Annotated in this window: 21 protein-coding genes; 7 read left to right on the top strand and 14 right to left on the bottom strand. The window is 71.8% G+C overall.

What is annotated here, in order from left to right; all coding sequences use genetic code 11:
* Nucleotides 1-205: 205 nt before the first annotated feature.
* Together EIW28_RS12305 and EIW28_RS12300 are read right to left on the bottom strand one after the other, a co-directional pair.
* Nucleotides 206-1,051: a hypothetical protein gene (locus tag EIW28_RS12305; RefSeq protein ID WP_125247994.1), complete on the bottom strand. Its 846-nt coding sequence runs from the start codon at nt 1,049-1,051 to the stop codon at nt 206-208.
* Nucleotides 1,052-1,370: 319 nt separating this feature from the next.
* Entirely contained in the window at nt 1,371-2,225 is an 855-nt protein-coding gene (locus EIW28_RS12300; RefSeq protein ID WP_125247993.1) for a hypothetical protein, read from the bottom strand.
* A 324-nt stretch (nt 2,226-2,549) separates the two neighbouring features.
* On the opposite strand from EIW28_RS12300, the gene EIW28_RS12295 reads away from it, so the two are divergent.
* Nucleotides 2,550-3,647 (top strand): hypothetical protein, encoded by a 1,098-nt coding sequence (locus EIW28_RS12295; protein ID WP_125247992.1) that lies wholly within the window; start codon nt 2,550-2,552, stop codon nt 3,645-3,647.
* Between the two features lies 1 nt (nt 3,648).
* Here EIW28_RS12295 and EIW28_RS12290 read toward each other — a convergent pair whose 3' ends face one another.
* From EIW28_RS12290 to EIW28_RS12275, 4 genes are all read right to left on the bottom strand, one after another.
* The gene (locus tag EIW28_RS12290; RefSeq protein WP_125247991.1) at nt 3,649-4,524 is read right to left on the bottom strand and encodes a class I SAM-dependent methyltransferase; all 876 of its coding nucleotides are present in this window, start codon (nt 4,522-4,524) and stop codon (nt 3,649-3,651) included.
* Between the two features lie 89 nt (nt 4,525-4,613).
* Complete coding sequence (locus EIW28_RS12285) at nt 4,614-5,318, bottom strand: sensor domain-containing protein (protein WP_125247990.1); 705 nt, start codon at nt 5,316-5,318, stop codon at nt 4,614-4,616.
* A gap of 510 nt (nt 5,319-5,828) precedes the next feature.
* Nucleotides 5,829-6,563, bottom strand: coding sequence for a DUF7873 family protein (locus tag EIW28_RS12280; protein ID WP_125247989.1), 735 nt, complete (start codon nt 6,561-6,563; stop codon nt 5,829-5,831).
* 66 nt (nt 6,564-6,629) lie between these two features.
* Nucleotides 6,630-7,154, bottom strand: a complete 525-nt coding sequence (locus tag EIW28_RS12275; RefSeq protein WP_125247988.1) for a hypothetical protein — start codon at nt 7,152-7,154, stop codon at nt 6,630-6,632.
* Between the two features lie 195 nt (nt 7,155-7,349).
* Between EIW28_RS12275 and EIW28_RS12270 the strand changes: the two genes are divergently transcribed.
* Nucleotides 7,350-8,087, top strand: coding sequence for a hypothetical protein (locus EIW28_RS12270; RefSeq protein WP_125247987.1), 738 nt, complete (start codon nt 7,350-7,352; stop codon nt 8,085-8,087).
* A 35-nt stretch (nt 8,088-8,122) separates the two neighbouring features.
* Here the strand turns inward: EIW28_RS12270 and EIW28_RS12265 are convergent, their stop codons facing one another.
* Complete coding sequence (locus EIW28_RS12265) at nt 8,123-8,809, bottom strand: GNAT family N-acetyltransferase (RefSeq protein ID WP_125247986.1); 687 nt, start codon at nt 8,807-8,809, stop codon at nt 8,123-8,125.
* Between the two features lie 122 nt (nt 8,810-8,931).
* On the opposite strand from EIW28_RS12265, the gene EIW28_RS12260 reads away from it, so the two are divergent.
* The gene (locus tag EIW28_RS12260) at nt 8,932-9,930 is read left to right on the top strand and encodes a hypothetical protein (protein ID WP_125247985.1); all 999 of its coding nucleotides are present in this window, start codon (nt 8,932-8,934) and stop codon (nt 9,928-9,930) included.
* A 123-nt stretch (nt 9,931-10,053) separates the two neighbouring features.
* On the opposite strand, the gene EIW28_RS12255 is transcribed toward EIW28_RS12260, so the two are convergent.
* The gene (locus EIW28_RS12255; RefSeq protein ID WP_125248347.1) at nt 10,054-10,899 is read right to left on the bottom strand and encodes a helix-turn-helix transcriptional regulator; all 846 of its coding nucleotides are present in this window, start codon (nt 10,897-10,899) and stop codon (nt 10,054-10,056) included.
* 150 nt (nt 10,900-11,049) lie between these two features.
* On the opposite strand from EIW28_RS12255, the gene EIW28_RS12250 reads away from it, so the two are divergent.
* Nucleotides 11,050-11,829, top strand: coding sequence for an NAD(P)H-dependent oxidoreductase (locus tag EIW28_RS12250; protein ID WP_125247984.1), 780 nt, complete (start codon nt 11,050-11,052; stop codon nt 11,827-11,829).
* Between the two features lie 94 nt (nt 11,830-11,923).
* Here the strand turns inward: EIW28_RS12250 and EIW28_RS25390 are convergent, their stop codons facing one another.
* The 6 genes from EIW28_RS25390 to EIW28_RS12220 are packed head-to-tail and all read right to left on the bottom strand — an operon-like array spanning nt 11,924 to nt 19,426.
* The gene (locus EIW28_RS25390) at nt 11,924-13,087 is read right to left on the bottom strand and encodes a M23 family metallopeptidase (RefSeq protein ID WP_125247983.1); all 1,164 of its coding nucleotides are present in this window, start codon (nt 13,085-13,087) and stop codon (nt 11,924-11,926) included.
* The gene (locus EIW28_RS12240; RefSeq protein ID WP_125247982.1) at nt 13,084-13,620 is read right to left on the bottom strand and encodes a hypothetical protein; all 537 of its coding nucleotides are present in this window, start codon (nt 13,618-13,620) and stop codon (nt 13,084-13,086) included. Before EIW28_RS12240 ends, EIW28_RS25390 begins: the two co-directional genes overlap by 4 nt.
* A gap of 3 nt (nt 13,621-13,623) precedes the next feature.
* A complete protein-coding gene (locus EIW28_RS12235) occupies nt 13,624-15,543 on the bottom strand; it encodes a hypothetical protein (protein ID WP_125247981.1) in 1,920 nt (639 codons plus the stop codon).
* Complete coding sequence (locus tag EIW28_RS12230; protein WP_125247980.1) at nt 15,540-18,710, bottom strand: ATP-binding protein; 3,171 nt, start codon at nt 18,708-18,710, stop codon at nt 15,540-15,542. The genes EIW28_RS12235 and EIW28_RS12230 overlap by 4 nt, the downstream gene beginning before the upstream one ends.
* Nucleotides 18,707-19,096, bottom strand: coding sequence for a hypothetical protein (locus EIW28_RS12225; RefSeq protein WP_197717222.1), 390 nt, complete (start codon nt 19,094-19,096; stop codon nt 18,707-18,709). The genes EIW28_RS12230 and EIW28_RS12225 overlap by 4 nt, the downstream gene beginning before the upstream one ends.
* A 48-nt stretch (nt 19,097-19,144) precedes the next feature.
* Nucleotides 19,145-19,426: a hypothetical protein gene (locus EIW28_RS12220; protein WP_106363021.1), complete on the bottom strand. Its 282-nt coding sequence runs from the start codon at nt 19,424-19,426 to the stop codon at nt 19,145-19,147.
* A gap of 342 nt (nt 19,427-19,768) precedes the next feature.
* Here EIW28_RS12220 and EIW28_RS12215 point away from each other — a divergent pair, with 342 nt between their 5' ends.
* The 3 genes from EIW28_RS12215 (at nt 19,769) to EIW28_RS12205 (ending at nt 21,694) form a co-directional block, all read left to right on the top strand.
* The gene (locus tag EIW28_RS12215; protein ID WP_125247979.1) at nt 19,769-20,557 is read left to right on the top strand and encodes a hypothetical protein; all 789 of its coding nucleotides are present in this window, start codon (nt 19,769-19,771) and stop codon (nt 20,555-20,557) included.
* A 100-nt stretch (nt 20,558-20,657) separates the two neighbouring features.
* A complete protein-coding gene (locus EIW28_RS12210; protein WP_125247978.1) occupies nt 20,658-21,395 on the top strand; it encodes a hypothetical protein in 738 nt (245 codons plus the stop codon).
* Nucleotides 21,392-21,694: a type VII secretion target gene (locus tag EIW28_RS12205; protein WP_125247977.1), complete on the top strand. Its 303-nt coding sequence runs from the start codon at nt 21,392-21,394 to the stop codon at nt 21,692-21,694. The genes EIW28_RS12210 and EIW28_RS12205 overlap by 4 nt, the downstream gene beginning before the upstream one ends.
* Nucleotides 21,695-21,706 lie beyond the last annotated feature (12 nt).

Below are 21,706 nucleotides of genomic sequence, written 5' to 3'. Positions count from 1 at the left end.
CACCCGCTGGACCCGGCCCGTCCCACCCCCGCTCAGCACCGGGCCCCTCCTGGGGGGCCTCCCCCTCCCCCTCCCCCCACCCACCCCGCTTCCACCCACCCGCCCGTCGCCCAGCCCACCCTGCTTCCACGCCTTTCGCCCACCCACTCTGACGGCTGCGACCGTGGCGCCTTCCCGGTCCGTCTCAGTGCGCGCCTGACCGCCGCTATCGCTTGAGCGCCATGGACACCGCCTCGATTCGCGCGTCGATGTCGTGCAGCTCGTTGGCGCTCGGCTCCCATCCCTTGGCGAGCAGGAGGTCGCGCAGCTTGACCAGCCACGGGCGCGGGTGCTCCATGACGTCCGAGGCGGTCAGGACCTCGACGTCCCAGCCGAGATTCTGGAGCAGGTGGTGGCGGCGCCGGTCGCCCGTCTCGGCCGCGAGGCCAAGATGGGCGGCCATGCCGTCGGACTCGACCCCGACCCGCCACCGCTCCCAGCCGAGGTCGAGGAAGCGCGATCTGCCGTTCGGCGCGCGCGTCCGCAGCTGCGGGACCGGCGCGGGCAGGCCCGCGTCCGCGATGAGGCAGCGCGTCCACGACTCCATCGGCGACTCGGCGCGCGGGTCCGCGGCGAGCAGTGTCGCGTTCGCGCGCCGCAGCCGGTCGCCGTGCAGCGGTTCGAGGGCGTCCGCGAGGCGCTGGACTTCGACACCGGCGCGCAGGATCTGGTCGGCGGCCGCGACCGCCTCGAGCCGCGGGAGGTCGGCCGCGCAGTCGACCAGGGTCCGGGCGAGTGTCGTCACCGGGAGCCCGTCGACCACCGTGACCTCCGCCAGCGGCGGGTCCGAGGAGCTCTCGACCGGCCACTCGCGCTGGTCGGCCCCGGGCGGCAGGACGTCGAAGCCGTGGATCCAGGCCGCCGTGCGGCCGGTCGCGACCTGGCTGAAGTCGGATTCGAAGACCGTCTCGAAGCGCAGGAGCAGGTCTTCGCAGGGCTCGAGCGGGTCGCTCCCCGAGAACGGATCGGTCAGTGTCGCCGAAGCGGTGCGGTACGTCGAAATCTGTGTCATACGTCAACGGTCGCCGAAGCGTCACGGAGCGTCAACAAATGATTTCCGGCCTGTGGATAACTTTCTGAGCGCGCGCGATTGGGGCGATCCTGGACCCTGATTTCGAATGCCCGCAAGACGCCGGGAGGGAAGGCGACCCCCTGGTGAGCGGGTTGAGGACTGGGCGCGGAGGCAGACCGTCTCCGGGTGGGAAGCGGTCACGCCGGGCGACTGCAATTGCTAGCAGGAGCGCCCCGGCCTTCTCGCTGAAGATGAAACCAGGTGCGGCCCGCGAACGCGGGCCGCACCTGGTCAAGCTGTCCCTGCCTTCCGGGCCGAACTAATACTCGACGTGGCAGAGCTTCCAAGCGCCTTCTTCCTCCACGGCGGTGAACGTGTAGCCGGTGGAGAGGTCATCGGCCGAGTCCGGGGCGAGGTCGTCCATGGTCCAGCCGACCCACACCTTGGTCTCGCCGTTCTCTTCCTTGGACATGCTCCAGAGCAGGAAGCCGTAGTTCCCGCCGGTGTAGTCGAGTTCCCAGTCGACGTCGAACTGCATGTCGCTGCTCGGCTCGGCGCAGACGACCGACTGGAGGGCCGCGTCGTCGTCGGTGTCGGCCGCGATGCGGTAGGTGATCGCCGCGCCCTCGGGGGTGTTCGCGTCGAACGAGTCCGAGTTGACCGGGGTGCCCCAGCCTTCCAGGGTGCTGCCGGAGTCGCCGCCATCCTCCCCGCCGTCCTCGGACGGCTCCTCGGCGGGCTCGTCGGACTGCTCGGGCTCCTCGGCGGACTCGCTGGTCTCGTTGCCGCCGCCGTCGGCCTGCGGGTCGGCGTCGTCCTCGGTGAGCTTGGGGATGAGGAGGACCGCGGCGACGCCGAGGACGACCACGAGGCCGACCACGATGCCGAGGATCAGGAAGAGGTTGCCGCCCTGCTTGGCCGGCGGGATCGGCGGCGGGAGCACCGAGCCGGGCGCGGTCGGGTATCCGGGCTGCACGCCGACCGGCGGCGGCCCGGGCTGGGTGTACTGGGGCGGCTGCTGCATCTGCGGCTGGGAGTAGCCGGGCTGCTGCTGGTAGTAGTTCGTGGGAGGCGGAGGCGTGTTGTACCCCTGCGAGTAGGGGTCGCTGGGCTGCTGCGGCTCGGGCTGCAGCTGGTACTGCGGGTTCTCGCCGCCGGGGGGCGGATACGTCATAGCTCTAACACGCCTCGTCTGCTCAGGGGCTTGGGCCGGACACGGGGATGGGTTCCACCGGTGCCTCCGATCGTACAGCCCCGAAGCGAGATTGTGGCACCCGCGAATGCGCAGGTCGCGGGGTTGACTGGGCGGTAACTTCGCGGCGGGCGGGCGGCAACCGCGCACCGGTGCCCGTCGCACACCCTGTGCGACCGCCGTTCGCGTTGGAGGACTACGCTTTATGCCCGGCCCTCTGCGTCCGGCCCCGGCCGGGGCCCCGCACGGCGCCGTACCGAGAAGTTCAGGCAGCACAGAAGACCGCTTCTACCCGAGGTTCAACGTATGGCGAACGCAGACGCAATGGGGCTCTGGACGCTCAGGTTCTCCTCCGTCCTCGCTCCGGTCCCCGTAGTGGAACTGCTCGAGATCAACCGGTTCTGGGGCTACGGCCTCCTCGGCCCCGCCATCGCCGCCACCTGGGCCACGGGCCTGTGGCAGCGCCGCCGCCAGCTCGCCCGCGTCGGGCCCGCCGCGCCGTCCGGTCCGCAAGCGCGGCACGGGTTCTGGGACGCGGGCGAGGCTCATGAGGCGGACGGTCACGCCGAGCGGCGCGACCGCGCGATGACGAACCTGGTGGCGTCCATCAAGGACGAGTCGGTCGACGCGGACGTGCGCGTCCAGCTCATCCAGGACCTCGTCGACCTCGGCGGCGAGGCGATGGCGCTGCGGCTCGCGCCCGTCACCGTCGCCTCCGAAGTGGACGTCGAGGTGCGGCTCGAGGCCGCGGAGCACATGAGCCGCTTCAACCTCGGCGACGCCGTGCAGGCCCTGGAGGCGATCGCCACCGACCCGGCCGTCGGCGACAAGTACCGGCTCGACGCGGCCAGCGCGCTCGCCGACAGTGCCGCCCGGCCCGCCGCGATCGCGCTCATGCAGCTGGTCACCGACGACGGGGTGAGCGAGTACGTGCGGCACTCGGCGGCGAACGCGCTGCGCCGCGTGAACCGGCCCGCGGCGGCGATGGCGTTGCGGCACTTGGCGAACGCGCCGCTGGTGACGGCGCGGCTGCGGATCATCTGCGCGGAGCAGCTCGCCGACGACAACCTCGAGGACGCCCGGGACGCGCTGTGGCGGCTGGTGAAGGGCGTCGAGTCCGTGATGGACCACCATCTGGGGATCGACGCGGCCGAGGCGATGCACGGGATCGACCCGGAGGCGGGCGTGGAGGCGTACTCGGTGCTCGCGGTCGACTCGTGCTTCCACTGGTCGGGGCGGATCGAGGCCGCGTACCGGCTGGGGCGGCTCGGGGTCGGCGACGGGTTCGACCTGCTCAGCGACTTCGCGTGCGCGGAGGGCGTGGAGGACGTGTACGGGCTGGCGGCGCTCGACCGGTTGTTCCAGTTGGAGATCGAGTCGGGGACGCTGGACGCCGAGGAGTGACCTAGGCGGGTCGCACGGCGGTGTAGACGGTGTCGATGCCGAGGTGGTGGAGGTCGCGGCGGCGCCCGAGCCAGTCGGGGCCCTCGGGGTCGAGGAGGCGCGTCCACGTGTCGCGGTCCTCGGCGGTGAGGTAGCGCTCGAACCAGCCGACTTTCGTCTCCAGGGCCGCGATCGCGTGGTCGAGGTCGGGGCCGGTGAGCGGGGCGGTCTTGGCGACGAGTTCGTTGCGCGTCTCGACGCCGGTGAGGCCGGCGTGCTCGAGCGCGAGGTTCCAGCCGTAGGGGAGCGGGGTGCCGCCGTGCGCGGCGAGTTCGTCGGCGAGGCGCCGGGCGCCGGCCTCGATGAGGCGCAGTTCGAGGCCGGGGCGGCCGATGCCGAGGTTCGCGGGGAGGAACTGGGGCGCGGTGCCGCCTTCGCCGATCGCGAGGCGCCCGCCGGGGGCCAGGAGCGCCGCCAGGCGGTCCAGGGCCGCCTGGGGGTCGGCGGCGTGGTGGATGACGTGGCCGGCCCAGATGAAGTCGGCGGGGCCGTCGACGGCGGCGGCGAGCGCGTCCGGGTCGTCGACGGAGGCGAGGGCGGTGCGGACGGGGGTGCCGCGTTCGGCGGCGCGTTCGCGGACGAGGTCGAGCATCGCCGGTTCGGCGTCGACGGCGGTGACGCGCAGGCCCGGGATCGTCTCGGCGAGCGCGAACGCCATGCTCGCGGCCCCGCAGCCGATGTCGGCGGCGACCCGGGCGCCGGGGTCGGCGAGGGCGGCGGCGAGGCGCCGGTACCGGGGCGTCTCGGCGTCGGCCTGCTCGCGGAACCGGGGTGCGGCCTCGGCGAAGTCGAACGCCGCCTGCTCGTCGCCGCCGTGGTGGTGCCCGTGCGATGCCATGCGGGCCAACCTATCACCGCGGGCGGGCGCTCGCGGGCACGCGGGGAGGGCGGCCGCGTGCGGCGGCCGCCCTCGGGCGCGAGTCGGGTTCAGGCCGCGGAGAGGCGGTCCTGGACGCGGGTGACCTCGGCGTCGGCGAGCGCCGAGCGGACGGGGCCGTGCGGGTGGTCGGCCTCGGTCAGCGAGGCGAGGAGGCCGCGGGACAGGCCGGCCTGGGTGAGCGCGAAGCCGCGCAGGATCAGCGGGAGCAGCAGGGCCATGACGAGGCCGCCGGCGACCGAGAGGGCCGAGACGGCGAGGTAGGAGTCGCCCCAGCCGAGCCAGCGGGTCGCGTACTCGATGCCGTCGTCGCCGCCGGCGCGGTGGATCGCCCAGGCGTACAGAGGGTACGCGAGGGACGCGACGGTCGCGGCCCACCAGGACAGCGCGACGGTGAAGCCGGCGACGGCGAGCGGGAAGTTGACCAGGCCCCACAGGAGGTTCAGCCACGACTGGCCGTCGGTGAGCGGCGTCAGGAACCGGCGCAGCGCCGAGGAGCCCTCGGGGGCGCGGCGGTAGCGGGGCGGGGCCACGGGCCGGCCGAGGACCGATTCGAGCTGGAACCGGCCCGCCGCGGCCAGGCCCCGCATGGCCAGCAGGGTCGCGGCGAGGATCGGCACGCCCACCCAGACGACCGCGGTGCCGACGCCGGCGGCGAAGCCGGTCACGGTGATCACGAACGCCGGGAGCGCGATGGGGAACGAGGAGAGCAGGTACGCGGAGTCGGCGCCGAGCTGCTTGACGATCTGTTTCATGCTGTCAATACTCGTCCCCGCGGGACCCGTCTTCGAGCCTGCGAGCAGGCATTTCGCCGGTAGGGACAGCCTTACCCGGCCGGTCGGGCCCGCCCCGCGCCCGGGGGGCCGCGGGGAGGTGCGGCCCGGGTCGTTGACCTCGACACCGGGCCGCCATGTGCCACATAGTGGCCGCTTCGCCCTGCGGTAGCCGTTGAGTCTGCTGCTAGCACAGTGCTCTACCGTTGAGCTACCACCGCATGTGGTGCGGCGGGAAGGATTCGAACCTTCAACTCCTGTGTCCCAGAGGACTACTCGCCGGACGCGCGGCGTGGCGAATGCTGATACTGGAGCGAGAGTCTGAGTCTTCGCGGTACGCCTCTACCGATTGGGCCACCCTCCGGCTGGTCTGGCCGGAGGGGAGGGACTCGAACCCCCAACACAACCGCGTGCTGCTACGACTGAATCTCAGTTTCAGCGTGGTTCGGCGCTTGCGCGCCACCCCTGTCGCTCAAAACAGGGGGGTCTGTGTCAGTCGCCGAGCAGGTACCCGAAGACCTTCGCGCCCATCTGCTCGTCGACGACCTCGGTGCCGTTCGCCTCCTCGCGCGCGAACTTCACCGCGATCACGAGCTTCTCCAGGCGGTCCGAGAGCTGCGCGACCCGCTTCGCGGGCGCCGAGCCGGAGAACTTCACCGTGGTCCAGTAGCCGACCGGGATGTCCTCGTAGTACACCTCGACCTGCGCCGGGTGCTCCTCGGTCGCCTCGGCCTTCACGTGGTTGCGCGGGACCTTCTTGGTGCGGACCGTCCGCACCGGGTCGGTCGCGAAGCAGTCCGCGGCCTCGTTGAACGTCCACGACTCCGCGGCGTCCAGGACCGGCAGGCCCTTCACGAACGCCTGGAGGTCCGCGAGCTGCTTCTCGAGGAACAGCAGGTACGTGACGGGGACGTCGGCCAGGAGGACCTCGCCGTCGACCTTGACGTCGGCGGTCGCGACCGCGTTCGTGCGGTCCTTCGTCGCGGTCACGTCGAACAGGCGCGTCATCGCCGCGGAGACCTCGCGCAGCTGCTCCTCGACCCGCCGCTGCACCTTCGTGGACTCCGGCGGCAGCTGCTCGCCCTCCTCGTCCTTCGGCTGGTAGGTCCGGGAGATGCCCGACAGCAGCGGCGCCTTCGCGAGCTCGCGCCCGGCGTCCCCGAGCGCGCGGGCGGCCTTCGCCTTGACGCTCTTCTCGATCGCGATGATCTGGTTCAACTTGGTCACGGAGCAACCCTCACTTTCGCGCCCCACCATAAGGTGCCCGCGCCACAGTGGGCAACGGGATTCGAGTCAGCGGTCGCACCAGCGCGCCGACCGCGCCGGGCCGAGGAAGCACAGGATCAGGATCGACAGGATGATCCCCGTGCAGTCGAACTGGAAGGTGAACGACCGCCCCGACTCGACGTGGGCCGGCATCGACGCCGAGTACAGCACCATCTGCCACGTCACCTGGAACGCGATCGCGACCGCCTCCACGACGATCGCGCCGTGCCGGGCCGACCGGCTGCGCCGCATGATCCGCACCGCGAACAGGGACCGCAGCGCGGCGAACAGGAGCGCCTGCGCCGAGAACAGGAGCAGCACCAGCGGCACCCAGTCCGCCAGGCCCGGGACGAGCGCCGCGAACACGTCCCGGTTCGCGGTCAGCGAGTACGCGGTGGCGACCCCGGCGATCAGGCCCAGGCCCACCTGCACCCACATGAGGACCACCGCGGCCGTCGTCAGGCCCGGACGGCGCGGCGGCTGCGCCCAAGCGTACGGATACTGCGGCGGGTACGCCGGGTACACGGGGTACTGCGGGGGCGGCTCGGCCATGGGTCGGCTCTCCGGAGGGGTGAGGCGGGGATGGCACTCAGTGTAAGCGCGCGCCACGGACCGCGGTGTCCCCGAAAAACCCGCCCCGCCACCGTCGGCACGGTTTTCAACCCGCGTGTTTCGGGGTACTAGGGTGGGCGCGGTCCGCACGGCATCGAACGCCCGCGGCACCCCGCGGCAGGTTGGAGACGCGACATGATCATGCGGCTGGCCCAGTCGCTCGGATACGAGGTCGTCGAGGTCGACGACGGCGACGGCACCCTGGCCGTCGGCGGGCACGACGGCGCCAGCGCCCTCCGCGTCGGGTGGCGGCCTCTCATCGTCGAGGGCTACACCGGCTCCGGGTCCATCGACCGGTTCGCGATCCGCACCCGCGACGCCCGCCACCGCGAGAGCCTCCGCGACATGCGCGAACGCCTCCGCGGACCCGACCGCGACGCCGACCCCGTCGCCCTCGCCGCCCCCATCCTCCGCCTCCTCCAGCCCGGCGCGTACGGCGTCCGGCGCTGGCCCGACGCGAACGTGCACATCGAGCCGTTCGGCGAGAACCGCTCCGCGTGGTGGTACCCGTACGAGGCCATCGGCACCGAGGGCACCGCCGTCATCCCCACCGACCACTGGCCGCCGCTCGACGACGCCACCGTCGGCGAGTACGCCGACGAGATCCGGCGCGGCCGCCGGCCCCTCGCCGTCCTCCTGCGCTCCGAGCCCCCCGGCGACGAGCAGGACTGCGCCGCGTTCCTCATCGACGGCCACCACAAGCTCGCGGCCTACCGCCGCACCGACACCGCCCCGCACTTCCTCGACATCGCCCGCCTCGCCGACCGCCGCCCCTGCGAACCCGAGGACCTGCGCGCCGTCATCGGCGGCGACGGGAAACTCGAGCAGTCCGCCGCGAACCTGATGCAGTACCTGGAGCACGCCGGACGCTGAACGCCGCGTCTACACGCCCGTAGTGAACGCCCCGTTCACTTCCCAGGGTGCCACGGGCCCATCGGGACCCCGCCGGGACGGTCCAGGGCCGCGAACAGCGCCGCCGTCTCCGCGTCCGCGCCGACGCCGCCCTCGACCTCCTCGAGGTAGTCCTCCATGAACAGGCGCAGCGCCTCCCCGTCGACCCGCTCGCCGAGCCGCAGCTCCGGGGCGGCGTGCAGGACCAGCAGGAGCATCCCGTGGACGCGCCGCTCAGGGCCCCCGATGCCCGGCTGGAAGTACGGGACGTCGAGGACCTCCGCGCCCGCGGCCTCGTAGAACGCCAGGCGCCGGCGCGGGTCGCCGTGCGCCTCGTCCGCGGGCGCGTCCGGGTCCTCGATCTCCGCCACCACCAGGCACGGGTCCCGGCGCGCGGCCCAGGCCCCGACGGCCTCCCGCAGCAGCCGCCCGCCGATCCCGCCGCCGCGCGCCGCGGGCCCGACCGCGAGGTACGTCAGCAGTTGGACGCGCGACTCCGCCGACCACTCCCCGAACGCCGCCGCGACCGGCGCGCCCGCCTCGTCCACCACCGCGAACAGGTTCGCCGAACCGTCCTCGAGCGCCGCGGCGAGCACGTCCTCCGCGTCCAGCTCCTCGGGCGGGAACGACGGCACCAGCAACTCCCGGTACACCGCCCTGAACAACCCGTCCGGACTCGTCCGCTCCACCGTCGTGAACCCCATGCCGCCCTCCCGCACCGCCAGTGTTCCACCGGGCGCGGCCCCCGGGACCCGAATCGGCGACGGGGTGCGTCCCCGGCAGCTTCCGGTTGAGCCGAGTGGGTCCCGTCCAATAGGGTGGTCCCATGCGCAAGGGTCTGTTCCGCCGCACCATCAGGCGCGCCCGCACGGCCCGCCCGTCCGGCCCCGCCATCGTCGGCGACGCCGCCGGCAAGCGCTACCGCGTCGTCCCCGTCGACGACCCCGAGACCGCGAAATACGCCGACCCGCCCCGCAAATGGCCCCGCGTCGGCGCCATGGCCGGCGCCTGGGCCATCGTCCTCGCCCTCGGCGCCTGGGCCGCCCCGAGCATCGCCGCCAGCGGCAGCGAGGAGAACCAGGACCCGCGCGACCAGGCCGCGACGGACGCGGAAGGGGCCGCCTGGAGCTACCTTCGCTACGGCTCCAACGAAGACCTCGACCGCGCCGAAGCCGCGCTCTGCGAAGACGCCTCCCCGGAACTCGCCCCGGGGGACTTGGACGCGATCCGCGAGTCGTATGCCGACGAGCTCGGCGGCATCACCGACATCGACCTCCAAACCGGTGACCCCGTACCCGCCAGCGACGGAATATCCATCACGGGCACCGTCTCCTACATCTACCAAGGCACCCAGCGGCACGAGGAATTCGTCGTCACCGTGCAGGAGAACGACGGCACCTACTGCGTCTCCGACGCCACCCAGCCCGAAGAGGAAGAACCCGGCTCCACCGGCTCAGACGGGTCAGAAGGCTCCACCGGCAACATCATCGACCCCGAGTCCCTCGCCTCCGAGTTCCTGACCTACATCGTCGGCACCCGGAACCCGCAGGCCGCCAGCGAGATCCAATGCAACCCGTTCTCCGGCATCACGCCGGAGGAACTCGACGCCGCCATCGACGACTGGGCCGCCACCAACGGCCCCACCACGGGATGGGTCAGCGTCGACCCCGCCGAGTCCGCCGACGACTCCACCGCCGCGTTCGCGGCCGAGGTGACGCTCCAAGGGGAACTGAACCAGGAGACCTTCTCGTTCGAACTCACCGTCGAGGACGACTGCGTGGCCTCGCTCGGAGGCGGCGACGGCCTCATGGACGCTGACGACTGATGTGAGTTCTCGCGGACGCCGGCCAGACTCGCGTGACTGCGGGTCCGGCCACCGGTTCGCTCACCACTCCAGCCAGATCCGCGGGAGGGCCGCTTTCGCGTTCCCGGCAGCGATGTCGTCGCGTCACTCGCGGACCGGAGCGTTCACTACGGGATGCGGGTCGCCGCTCTCCGCGCCGAGGGCCGCGAGGAGACGCAGCCCGTCCTCGGCGGGGCTACCAGGGGCCGCGGAGAGCACGATCAGCTCCATGCTCGGCTCATCAGGGAGCGCGAAGTTCTCCTGGTGGAGGTCCAGCGCTCCCACCAGCGGGTGCCGGTACGACTTGCGCCCGTGCGTCCGCGCCCGCACGTCCGCACGGGCCCAAAGGCGGCGGAAACGTTCACTGCCCATCGCCAGCTCGCCGATGAGGGAAGCCAGCCGCGGATCCTCCGGAAACCTCCCGGCGGCCAGGCGCAGATGCCCGACCACGTCGAGCGTGCACTGCTCCCAACCCGCGTACAGGCCCCGCTCGGACTCCTCGAGGAAGAGGTGCCGGGCGGTGTTCAGGCCCCGGAGCGGCCGACTGTAGAGCAGCCCGGCGAGGCGGTTCCCCGCGAGCACGTCCAAGCGGTGGTCCATGATCAGCGCGGGCGCGTCGGCGACCAGGTCGAGGACCCGCAGCAGCTCCGGCCGGACCCGCCCGTTCGGCGCCTTCGCGCGGCGGCGCTGCCGGGCGAGCCGGTGCAGGTGTCCCCGCTCGGTCTCGTCGAGGCCGAGGACGCGGGCGAGCGCGTCGAGGACCTGCTCGGAAGGCTGCGTTGCGCGGCCCTGCTCCAAGCGCACGTAGTAGTCGACACTCACCCCGGACAGGTGCGCGACCTCCTCGCGGCGCAGGCCCTCGACCCGGCGGCGCCGGTCGGTGGGGATGCCGGCGCTGGCCGGGTCGATCCGGGAGCGCCGGGTCCGCAGGAAGCTCGCGAGGTCGTCCAGGCCCGAAGTCATGCCCCAAGTATGACCGCGGCGGCGGCCGCGAGGGTGGTCCTGCCGTTACCAGGAAGTCCCGTCCGACGGAAGCAGCGCCCCTGAACAGCGGCGGTTGCGGTGCCCAGTATGGAAGGCACCCGATCAGAAGGAGTTCACATGAAGACGCTCATCGTCTACGCGCACCCCGAGCCCAAGTCCCTCAACGGCTCCCTGAAAGACCTCGCAGTGTCCGTATTGGAGTCCGCAGGGCACGACGTCCGGGTGAGCGACCTGTACGCGATGAACTGGAAGGCCGTCGTGGACGCCGCGGACTTCGGTCCCCACGCCTCGAGTCCCCTGAACGTCGCCCTGAACTCGGGCTGGGCGTTCGACGCCGGGGAGCTCACCCTCGACGTCCGCGCCGAGCAGGAGAAGCTGCTGTGGGCGGACACGATCGTCTTCCAGTTCCCGCTGTGGTGGTACGCGATGCCCGCGATCCTCAAAGGCTGGGTGGACCGGGTGTTCACCTACCACTTCGCGTACGGCGTCGGCGAGCACAGCGACGTCAAGTACGGCGAGCGCTTCGGTGAGGGCACCCTCGCCGGTAGGAAGGCGCTGCTGTCGGTGACCGCGGGCGGACCGGAGTCGCACTACGCCGCCCGCGGCATCAACGGCCCCATCGACGACCTGCTGTTCCCGATCCAGCACGGCATCCTCTACTACCCGGGCATCGAGGTCCTGCCGCCGTTCGTGCTGTACGGCACCGACCGCATGACCGAGGACGACTACGCGGACGTCGCCAAGGCATGGGAGCAGCGCCTCCTCACCATCGAGTCGACCGAGCCGATCCCGTACCGGCGGCAGAACTTCGGCGACTACGAGATCCCCTCGCTGCACCTGAAGGAAGGGCTGGAACCTGCCGGCCGCAGCGGATTCGGACTGCACGTAGACGGCTGACCCGCGGTCGCCTTCCAGGGACGCTCACCGGTCCGGCCGGCTCATCGCACTGTCGGCCGGACCGGTGGTGAACCGCAGAGGCGAACGAAGCCCGTCAGCCGAGCGGGGCGCCCATCTGCTGCATGAACGCCACCGGGTCCACCGCGCCCGCCGGGCTGCGGTCGGCGTTCAGGTGGGTCTCGTAGTGCAGGTGGGGGCCGCTGGAGCGGCCCGAGGAGCCGACGTAGCCGAGGATCTGGCCCGCCTGGACCACGTCGCCCTCCTTCACCAGCGGCGCGGACCCGAAGTGGCAGTAGCGGGTCAGGTAGTCGCCGGCGTGGAGGATGTTGACGTACCATCCGCAGCCGGCCACCTCCGGCGAGCCGTCGACGTCGCACGAGTACGGCTGCCCGTGCAGGCTCGCGTTGCACTCCGAGGTGATCACGGTCCCGCTCGAGGCCGCCACCACGGTCGCGCCGCGCGGCGCGCCGATGTCGACGCCGTTGTGCGTCGGGCGCTCCGGAGTCTGGAACCCCGACCACACCGGCCCGGCCACAGGGGACATCCAGCCCGCCGCCGACAGCTCACCGGGCTGCGCACACGTGCCCAGCTGAGTGCTCACCGCCGACACGTTCGCGCCGCCGCCGGTCAGCGTGTTCACGATCTCCGTCGCGAGCGGCTCGTGCTTCGCGTACGCGTCCGGGAACGCCGAGATCTGCACCCGCTGCGCCGCCACGGTCAGCGGCAGCGTCTCCCAGTCGTCGATCTTGACGAGCTTCTCGTAGAACTTCGTGGAGGCGTACACCGGGTCGGTGACCTGGTCCGGCGTCCCCCAACCGGAAGACGGCCGCTGCTGGAACAGGCCCAGCGAGTCGTGGTCGTTGTCCTCGCCCAAGTGCCCGAGGTTCGTCAGCCGCGACTCCTGCATCGCGGTGGCGACCGCGATCACCCAGCCGCGCACCGGTACTTCGAGGTCCTGCCCGACCGCGATGATGACCGCGGCGTTCCCGATCTGCTCGGAGCTGTACGGGCCGATCTCGGGGAACTCCGAGTCCGGGTCGATCACCACGTTCGTACCGCAGCCCGCGAGCACGACGTTGCCGTCCTCCTCGTCCGACTGGTCCGACAGGAGCTGCACGATCGACACGACCGCGCCCAGGCAGCAGACGCTCAGGACCGCGAGCGTCCACACCAGCGGCCTGAGCCGCTTCGGCACCCGCGGCGCCGCGGGGTCGTCCGCGCGCTCCTTCGACGCCGCTTCACTGCTGACGATGCTCATGACTGCTCCCAGTCGATCGCCGAAACGAGCCAGCCGTTCTCGGTCCAGTTGTTGGCGCCCTCGAGCATCGTCAGCGTCAGCGTCCCCGTGTCGAGCGGGATGCTCACCTTTGACCCGTCGGCGGCGGGCTCGCCGCTGATCTCCTCGGCCGGCACCGTCTCGGGGTCGACGCCGGTCATCGCCTCGGCCGTCTCGGCGGTCATGTACGGCTCGATCGAATCGAACCAGGCCGCCTGCCCGGAGCCGCCCGGGTTGAGCCAGGCCGCGGTGAACTCGACCGCCCGGTCGACCGCCTCCTGCGGCAGCTCCTCCTCGGCGTAGCAGTCGTCGCCGGTGCAGTCCTCGGTCGCGAACCCGTCGTCCTCGGTGAACGCCTCAGAGGACGCGGCGCCGTCCGTGCCGTCGACGCCGTTCGTGCCGTCGAGCGGGGTCTCCTGCCGCCGGTTCGCGAGCGCGATCACGCCCAGCACCAGCACGAGGATGATGACGACGATCCCGTAGCGGGAGAAGATGATCCGGAGGGCGCGGTTCATCCGTCATTCCCTTCTCGAAGGCCGGTAGACCTCTCCACCACCGGAACCGGTGGACGTGCTGGAGCCCGCGCCGCTCGTGGAGCCGACGGGCTTGTCCGGTGTCGTCTGCTGCTCCGGCAGCGAGTCGCCCTTCCCAGCGCGCAGGGGGCGCACGGTGTCGGAGGACTCCTCGGGGCGGGCGTCGTCGCGGCGCATCCGGGCCCGCTCCTGCTCGCGTTCGCGCTCGGCGCTGCGCTCGGAGTCGCCGCCGCGCCGGCCGAGGAACGCGTCCGCCGGGCCGCTGCCGCCGACCAGGCCCGCGATCCGCCTGCCGGGTCTGAGGAGCAGCCAGGCGGCGACGCCCAGGAGTCCGATCATGACCACCTGCAGCCACACGGGCATGGCCGTCTGGAGGATGCGGCTCGACGCCCAGATGTAGATGACCGCCGCGAGCGAGAAGATCGCGACGTTGATGATCGCGCCCAGGACGGTGTTCACCAGGCGCTTGAACGGGCCGCCCGCCGGGCGGAGCAGGGCGATGGTGCCGATGATCGGCAGCGCCACGATCGCGAACCGCACGATCATGAAGCCCAGGATGATGAGGATCGACGCGGTGAGGTCGAACAGCGAGAAGAAGATCGCCGTCAGCAGCGCGAGCAGGCCGGTGCCGGTGCGCTCCCAGGCGCGCTGGCCGCTGATGTTCGCGTACGCCTCCGGGTCCTCGGTCTGGATCTGCGCGACCAGGCTCTGCCAGAGCTCCTGCTTCTCCTCGATGAGCCGGTTGCGGACCGTCGCGGAGTCCTCGGCCTCCTCGTTCTCCTGCCAGGACATCGCCTGCGCGGCGAAGAGCGCCGGCCCGTACTTGTAGGCCGTGTTCGACTCGGTGACGACCGGGTTGCCCTCGCCGTCCTCGACGACCTCGCCGTTCCGCTCCTGGAACGTGACCTCCTCACTCTGGCCGAGCATGGTGCGCAGCCAGTTCTGGTACAGGACCTGCCCGGAGACAGTGTCGGAGGCGGTGACCGCGGCGGAGCGGGTGTCGATGCAGAAGTCCGGGTTGGCCTCGTTGTCCTCCTTGAGGTCCTCGTACTCCTGCTGCGTCAGGCCGTCGATCCGCACGCAGCCGTCGGCGGTGTCGTCGCTGATGAGCACCGTGCTCAAGTCCATGCCGATCGTCAGCGCCTGGTCGGTGTACTCGGCGGCCTTGACCGGCCAGCGCACCACCGCCGTGACGAGCACGAGGATGAGCACCGCCCACGCCACGGTGGTGACGGCGTTGTTCATGTCGGCCTGGCGCGAGCGCCACAGCAGGTACAGGCCGATGAGGCCGACCGTGACCGCGCCGAAGACCGTGAAGATCTGGCGGTAGAGCACCTCGGTGCCCTGCTCCATGAAGCGGTTGGACCAGCCCCACATGGTGTCCGGCTCCCACGCGGCCTGCCGCATCGAGTTCGCGGCCCCGACCGTGGCGACCGACAGGTTGAACTCCATGTTCGCCAAGGCGTTCGCGGTGTCGGCGCCGTTCGGGATCGAGACGGAGTCCACGCACTGGCCGCCGACGCTCATCTGCTGGGAGCCGTACATCGGCAGCTGGTAGCCCGCGTAGCCGTACCTGCTGTAGGTGCCGATGCCCTCGCTCTGGTCGAGCTGGCTCGGTTCGGCGAACCAGCCGGCCATGCCGGAGTCGGGCGAGGCGGGTTGGGGTGCCGCCTCGCACTGGAGCTCCTGCGCCTCGGGCAGTTCCTCGACGCATTGCGACCAGGCCGTGTGCCACTCGTAGTCCGAGCAGCCCTCGTCTCCCTGTGCCCCGGCCGCGCTCGGCGTCAAGACCAGCGCGCCCAGGGCCGCGGCCAGGACCAGGAGCATCCGGGCGGCGCGGCCGCCCAGGCGGGCTAGGTGGCGGGGGGCGGGAGGGGCGAGGTCGTGGGCGGAGGGGTCGGTCACTGGTCCTCCCCGGGCGTGGTGTTCAGGTGGTCGAGCAGGCCGCGGACCCAGCTGAAGTCGGCGCGGATGCGCTGGACGCGGCCGTCGACGTCGCGCATGACGAACTCGCGGTAGGGGAGCTTCCGCGTCTCGGACGCGTCCACTTCGGACAGGGACGCGAGCACGGACTCGTAGCCGACGCCGGTGGGCACGCGCAGCAGCTTCAGCGCCTCCTCGGCGATCTGCGCGTCCTCCGCGATGCGGCCCACGAACACGGTCGAGACCAGGTTCTGGACGTCGAGCCCGAGGATGTCCTTCGGGTTCTGCGAGGCCACCAGCGCCGCCAGGTTCCACTTGCGCGAGTCGCGGGCCAGCCGCACCAGGAACGACCGCCCGGACTTCCAGCCCTCCATGAAGTGGGCCTCGTCGAGGCCGACGAGCTTGCGGCGGTGCATGTCGCCGCCATAGGCGCGGCGGACGGCGAGCCGGTGCGCGGTGTGGAGCATCGGCAGCGCGAGCGCCTCCTCCGCGGACCAGTACTCGCGCTCGATGCCGAGGTCAGGCAGGCGCAGCCCGGACATGGTGATCACCGTGAGCGCCGTGTCGTCCTCCAGGACCCCCTTGTCGGGGTTGCCGAAGAACAGCTTCGCGAGCGGCATCTCCGCGGTGTCGAGCAGGAGCGCCGCGAGCTCGGCGCCGTCGCCGGTGACGTGGTCCTCGGCTTCCTGGAGGGACTCGACGAGGTCCTCCAGCGCGGAGTCCTCCTCGGCCGGGACGTGTCGGGCGGCGTGGCGCAGCAGGCGGGCCGTGCTCGCCTCGCGCTGGACCTGCGGCGGCAGGAGCATCGCGCAGATGTCCTGGACGAGCATGCGCCGCTCGGAGCGGGCGTTGGAGACGGCGATGTCGTACTCGCGCTGCCCGTCAGGCGTGTCGGCGTAGTGCTCGCGGCGCGGGGACGGGATGAGCGCGTACGGCGCGAGCGTCCCGTACTCCGAGCCGGTCAGGTTGAGCACGCGCGAGAACGGCTTGAGCTCGGGCATCTCGCAGAGCTTCGCGAGCGGCCCCGACGGGTCGAGGAGCGTGACCTGGACGCCGCGCCGGGCGGCGAGGTAGCCGATGGCGCCCATCAGGGTCGACTTGCCGCCGCCGGGCTCGGCGACGAACACCGACAGGCCCGACTTCTCGCGGACCTCGGTGGCGAAGTGCAGGTCGAGGAAGACCGGGCTGCGAGAGGTGCCGGCGGTGCGGCCGATGAGGTCGCCGCGGCGGTCGCCGACGACGGAGGCGGCCTGCGGCAGGGCCGCGGCCATGAGCTTGACGGGCATGCGGCGCACGTACCCGGTTTGGGCGACCGGTTCGCCGGGGATGAACTCGCGGGCGAGCCAGTCCTGGTTCTTTGGGTGCTGGAGGCTGATCCGCATGTCCCGCTGGTACATCTGCATGAGCGTGCGGGCGCGCTCCAGGCACTCCTCCTTCGTGTCCGCGGTGACGGCGAGGCGGTGCCAGCCGTGGGCGCGGGCCGCGTCGATCGGCAGGCCGGTGGTCATCTCGTCGCCGACGCCGAGGGCGCGCTCGGCGAGGCGCTGGAGCTCCGGCGGGGCGTCCATCGCGTGCTCGTCGTAGTCGCGCTGCTGGGAGCGGATGAGGCGGAGCCGGTGGTCGAGGTCGCGGAAGGCCTCGCCGGCGCCGAGGATGTCGATGCGGCTCGACAGCTCGACCGGCCACGGGCAGCGCTCGTGGAAGTGCAGCCACGGCTCGTGGCGCTGCGGGATCTCGAGCTCCTCCATGCGCCCCACGGTGAGGACCGCGGTGTGCTTCTCCTCGCCGGTGAGCCGGTTGACGAGCTTGACGGTGGACCCGTACGGGCTGCGATAGCGCTCGATCGACTCGGTCAGGGCGAGGACGTCGCCGGGCTCCCAGTCCTGGTTCGAGCCCGAGAGCAGGCGCGGCGGCTCCATGCCGAGGGCCACCGACCGGTAGACGAGCCACTCGAGCTCCTCGGTGGTGGCGCGGCGGGCGCGCACGCCGAAGGAGCCGAGGACCTCGTCGAACTGGAGGCTGCGCTTCTCGATCTTCTCGCGCTCGGAGAGCTTGGTGCCGCGGCCGAACATGCGGCCGACCTTCTCGCCGAGCTGGTCGAACGCGCCGCGGCGCGAGAACGTGATGCCGAGGAACGTCTCCCCTTCGGCGTGGGAGAGCTGCTGGAGGTGGCGCTGCGCGGCCACGAGGTGGTCGGCCCAGCTGGTGCCGCCCGGGACGGTGCGCAGCGGCCGCGCGGTGTGGCGGTCGACGGTGCGAGCCCACTGGTCGGCCGGGAACGGCCGGGTGGTGCGGCGCAGGTGGACGCGCATGCCCGCGAGGCCGGCGTACTGCTCGGCGACCGCGATGATGAGCGCCTCGCGCTCGAGGTCGGGCCGGAAGGACCAGCGGACGCCCGGCAGCTTGTACCAGGCGGTGACCGACGCGGGCGTGAACGTCACGTGCCCGGCGATCTCGGTGAGGCTCAGTTCCCGGAGCGGCTGGCGCTCCTTCTGCGCCCCGATCGGCTTGACGCGGACCGGCTTGGCGTCGCCGGACGGCACCGGCACCGCCTCGGCGCGCGACTGCCGCACCGGCACGAGGTCCTGCCCGGGAGGCCGTTGTGTACTGGTTTGCGCCGCCTGACGGCGACCTGTGGAAACACTCCCGCGACCCTGGTCAGGAGCCTGTGGATAACTCGGCCCCTGCTGTGGATAACTTCCGTTGCGCTGTGGATGACCCTGTGGATTCCCGCTGGTGGGAGCCTGTGGGTAACGCTGTGGATACCCCTGTGGATAACTCGGCTGATTCTGTGGATAACTCTGGGGATAACCCTGTGGACGAGCGGTGGAGGGAGGGGTCATCGACGCAGGTGGCGACGCGTGTCGCAGTGACTCCACTGGGGACGGCTGGCTCGGCCGGGTCGGCTCGCCCTGCGGGAGCGGCTGCGACGGCCCGCTCCGGGCCGGCGCGGACTCCGTCCGCACGGGACCGCCCGCCGGCTCCGCCCGGCCGGGCCCCCTCGCGGGCTCCGCGCGGAACACCGCGTCCGCGAGGGCGGTGGCGTCGTCGCCGAGGTCGCCGGACGACCGCTCCCGGTCCCGCACGGGCGCGGGGGGGCGGGGGGCGGAGAACTTGGCGACTGGCTGACGGCGGTCCTCGCCGCTCATAGGCGCTCCTCGGTTCGGACGGGCTCCACGAGCGTGGGCCGCAGGCGGATCGAACGGGTCGTGAACGCCGGGATCCGGACCTCGTGGCCGTTGCCCCGCGTGTGCTTCCAGTCGGTGAGCAGCGTGCGGATGACGGTGGTCGCGGGCCGGTCGGCGTCGACGTAGCGGAAGATCAGCGAGGTCGCGACGAGGGCGAGGGAGATCTCGATGGCGGGGAAGAGGTCGACGTCGCCGGTGAAGGCCCAGCGCACGAACATGAACAGGGCCAGGAGCGCGGCGAACGCCCCGTACTGGCCGTACGGGAGGTGGACGGGGAGCGTGTATCCGGGAGGGCCGAGGTACAGCAGGCGGGCACGGTAGATGTCGTCGTCGGTGCGCAAGCGCATGGGCGTCCTCCGTCCGGCCTCACTACTCAGGGGCGATGTGGGGGCTTGCTAGTCCTCTTGGCTGAACAGCACGTCGACCAGGCCGCCGCCGACGGCCACCAGGACCACCGCGCCGGCGATGAAGGCGATGCCGATGATGGCGATCGTCGACGAGGTGAGGACCCGGCTGACCTCGCCCTTGTTGGCGCGGGCGATGAAGATGAGGCCGAGGATCGCCAGGAGGATCGGGGCGATCTTCGACAGGAAGAACCCGATGATCCCCTGCGTGTTGATCTCGGCGCCGGCCTGGGCGTGCGCGGCCACCGTCCAGAGTGTCTCTCTCACAGTCATCAGTCCCATCCTTCCGTCACACGAGCCACTAGAATCTCACGTAACGCAATTTTCACTCATGTTTCTTGTCTCCCAACCCATTGCGGGGTCTGCCCTCATCATATGCCGCACCCCTGACGGAACGCACCTTCGTCGGGCCGAAGAGCGACCGTGAGGCCGGACATGAAGAACTGAAACAGATAAGCCGGGCGATATCAATCCGATGGCCGTGATCACTGCGTGTCGGCAATCCGACACTAAACTAGGAGCGCGCGGTGACCTACGATCAAGCCGCACAATAGAGCCCGTCAGCCCTGCACCGCCCGCCGCACGCAGCGCCAGCCCGACCACGCGGAGACCACCATGGACTACATCGACGACATCGCCGGCCGGCTCACCGCCGCCGGCGTCGCCTTCGCCGTCGCCGGTCTCGCCGTCGCCGCGCTCTCGGCCGCCGCCCTCGGCGGCGTCCGCGCCTCCGAGAAGTGGCCCTCCGCGCCCGTGCCGCGCCTCGGCCGGCCCGCCGTCATGGCCGGCGCGCTCGTCGGCCTCGTCGTCTTCGCGCTCGCCGCCGGACTCCTCTCCCTGGCGCAGTTCGCCACCGGTTCGAACGCGAACCTGCGGGTACTCCTCGCCGTGGGCGTGGACCTCCTCGCCCTCGCCGCCGGACTGTGGCTCGTCAGCTTCATTGCGGGCAAGGTCGAGATGCGCACCCTGATCGCCGTGCCCGACCACCACCACGCGACGCCGCCGCCGATCCCGGTCTCCGGCGACCCGACCCGCTACCAGATCCCCGACTACACGGAGACGCCCGTGGAACCCGACCCGCAGGACCAGCCGCACCACTACGCGCCCGAACCGCGCCACCCGCAGGCCCCCTACGCCCCCGACACGTCCGCGACCGGGAGCCTCCCCGCCTCCCGCCCGAACGTCCCCACCATCCCCACCGACACCCGGCCCGGCTGGGTCTTCCAGGACAAGGGCACCGGCGCGTTCTACGCCGCCGTCGCCCAGAGCCGCGGCGGTATCAGCCTCCTCGCCCTCGACGACTTCACCGTCGCCCGCACCGCCTCCCTCGTCGGCCCGCTCGAACTCGTCGGCTCCGTCGAGGCCACCGTGTGGCCGCTCGAGAACGGCGCGAACACGCAGTAGCGGCAGGGCCGGCGCCGCCCGATCCGGCACGAAACGGCACGGTCACCGACCGCGCGGTTCGCTATCCTCGGAGTGACCTCCAGCGAAGCGAGCCGCGACTGTGAACGACGCCGACCAGGTCTTCACCGACCTCGACGAGCACGTGACGCTACGCGTGCGCGAAGGCCGCATCACCGTCGAGGTCTCTCCCGCCGGCTTCCGCCAGAGCCCGAGCACCATCGCGAACCTCGTCGTCGAACTCGCCGCGCGGACGCCCCGCCCCGGCGCCGAGTCCGACCGGGCCCTCGCCGCCGGCATCGACGCCGTCACCGGCCTCCAGCAGGCCGCCGCGACCGGCGGCTTCGAGGACTTCGCCGCCGTCATGCGCGGCCGCCTCGGCATCGAGGCCCCCCAGCACACCCTCAGCCGCGACCCCGAGTTCGACCGCGCCATCGCCAACCGGCTCGACGGCGTCCTCAACTCGATGCGCGCCGCGCAGGCCGCCCGCGCCGAACCCGCCCGCGACGTCCTCACCGCCGAGGCCGCCAGCGACGAGGGCGACCTCACCGTCACCTCCACCTCCGAGCGCGCCGTCGCCGCCGTCTGGATCGGACCCGACGCGCGCGGCCGCGGCGTCGAGGGCCTCAGCGCGGCCCTCACCTCCCTCATCGCCCGCGCCCGCGAGGAGGTCGGGCGACTCGCCGAGGAGCGCGCCCGCGCCGGCCTCCCCGACGAAGTGGCGAAGACGATCGACAATGCCCCCGACGACGCCGAACGCGCCGGCGCTGCCACGACCCGGATCGTCGACCGCATCGCCCAGGCCAACGAGACCCTCCAGAGGAAGGCAGGACGCGCATGACCCGGATCTTCGACCCCGAGTTCGTCCGCCGGCTCGGCGAGGGCATCGACGGCAAGGTCGTCCCCGTCCTCGAGTCCACCAACGAGGACCTCCCGGCCCTCAGCGAGATCGACCGCAGCCTCTACACCACCGTCACGCTCCCCATGGCCGCCGCGTACTCCGCCGCCACCGCCACCGTCACCGAGTCCATGGCCGGCGCCGCCGAGTGCTTCCGGCAGCTGCGGGACGCCCTCGACGCGTGCGCCCAGGACATGACCGACACCGACGACGCCTGCGCCAAGGCGTTCGGCGGCAACTGAGGGAGCCGCCGC

It is taken from the genome of Glycomyces terrestris, assembly GCF_003933745.1.
Classification (GTDB): domain Bacteria; phylum Actinomycetota; class Actinomycetes; order Mycobacteriales; family Micromonosporaceae; genus Glycomyces; species Glycomyces terrestris.
The sequence above is the reverse complement of the archived record's forward strand: the minus strand, read 5'-3'. Positions and strand labels throughout refer to the sequence as shown.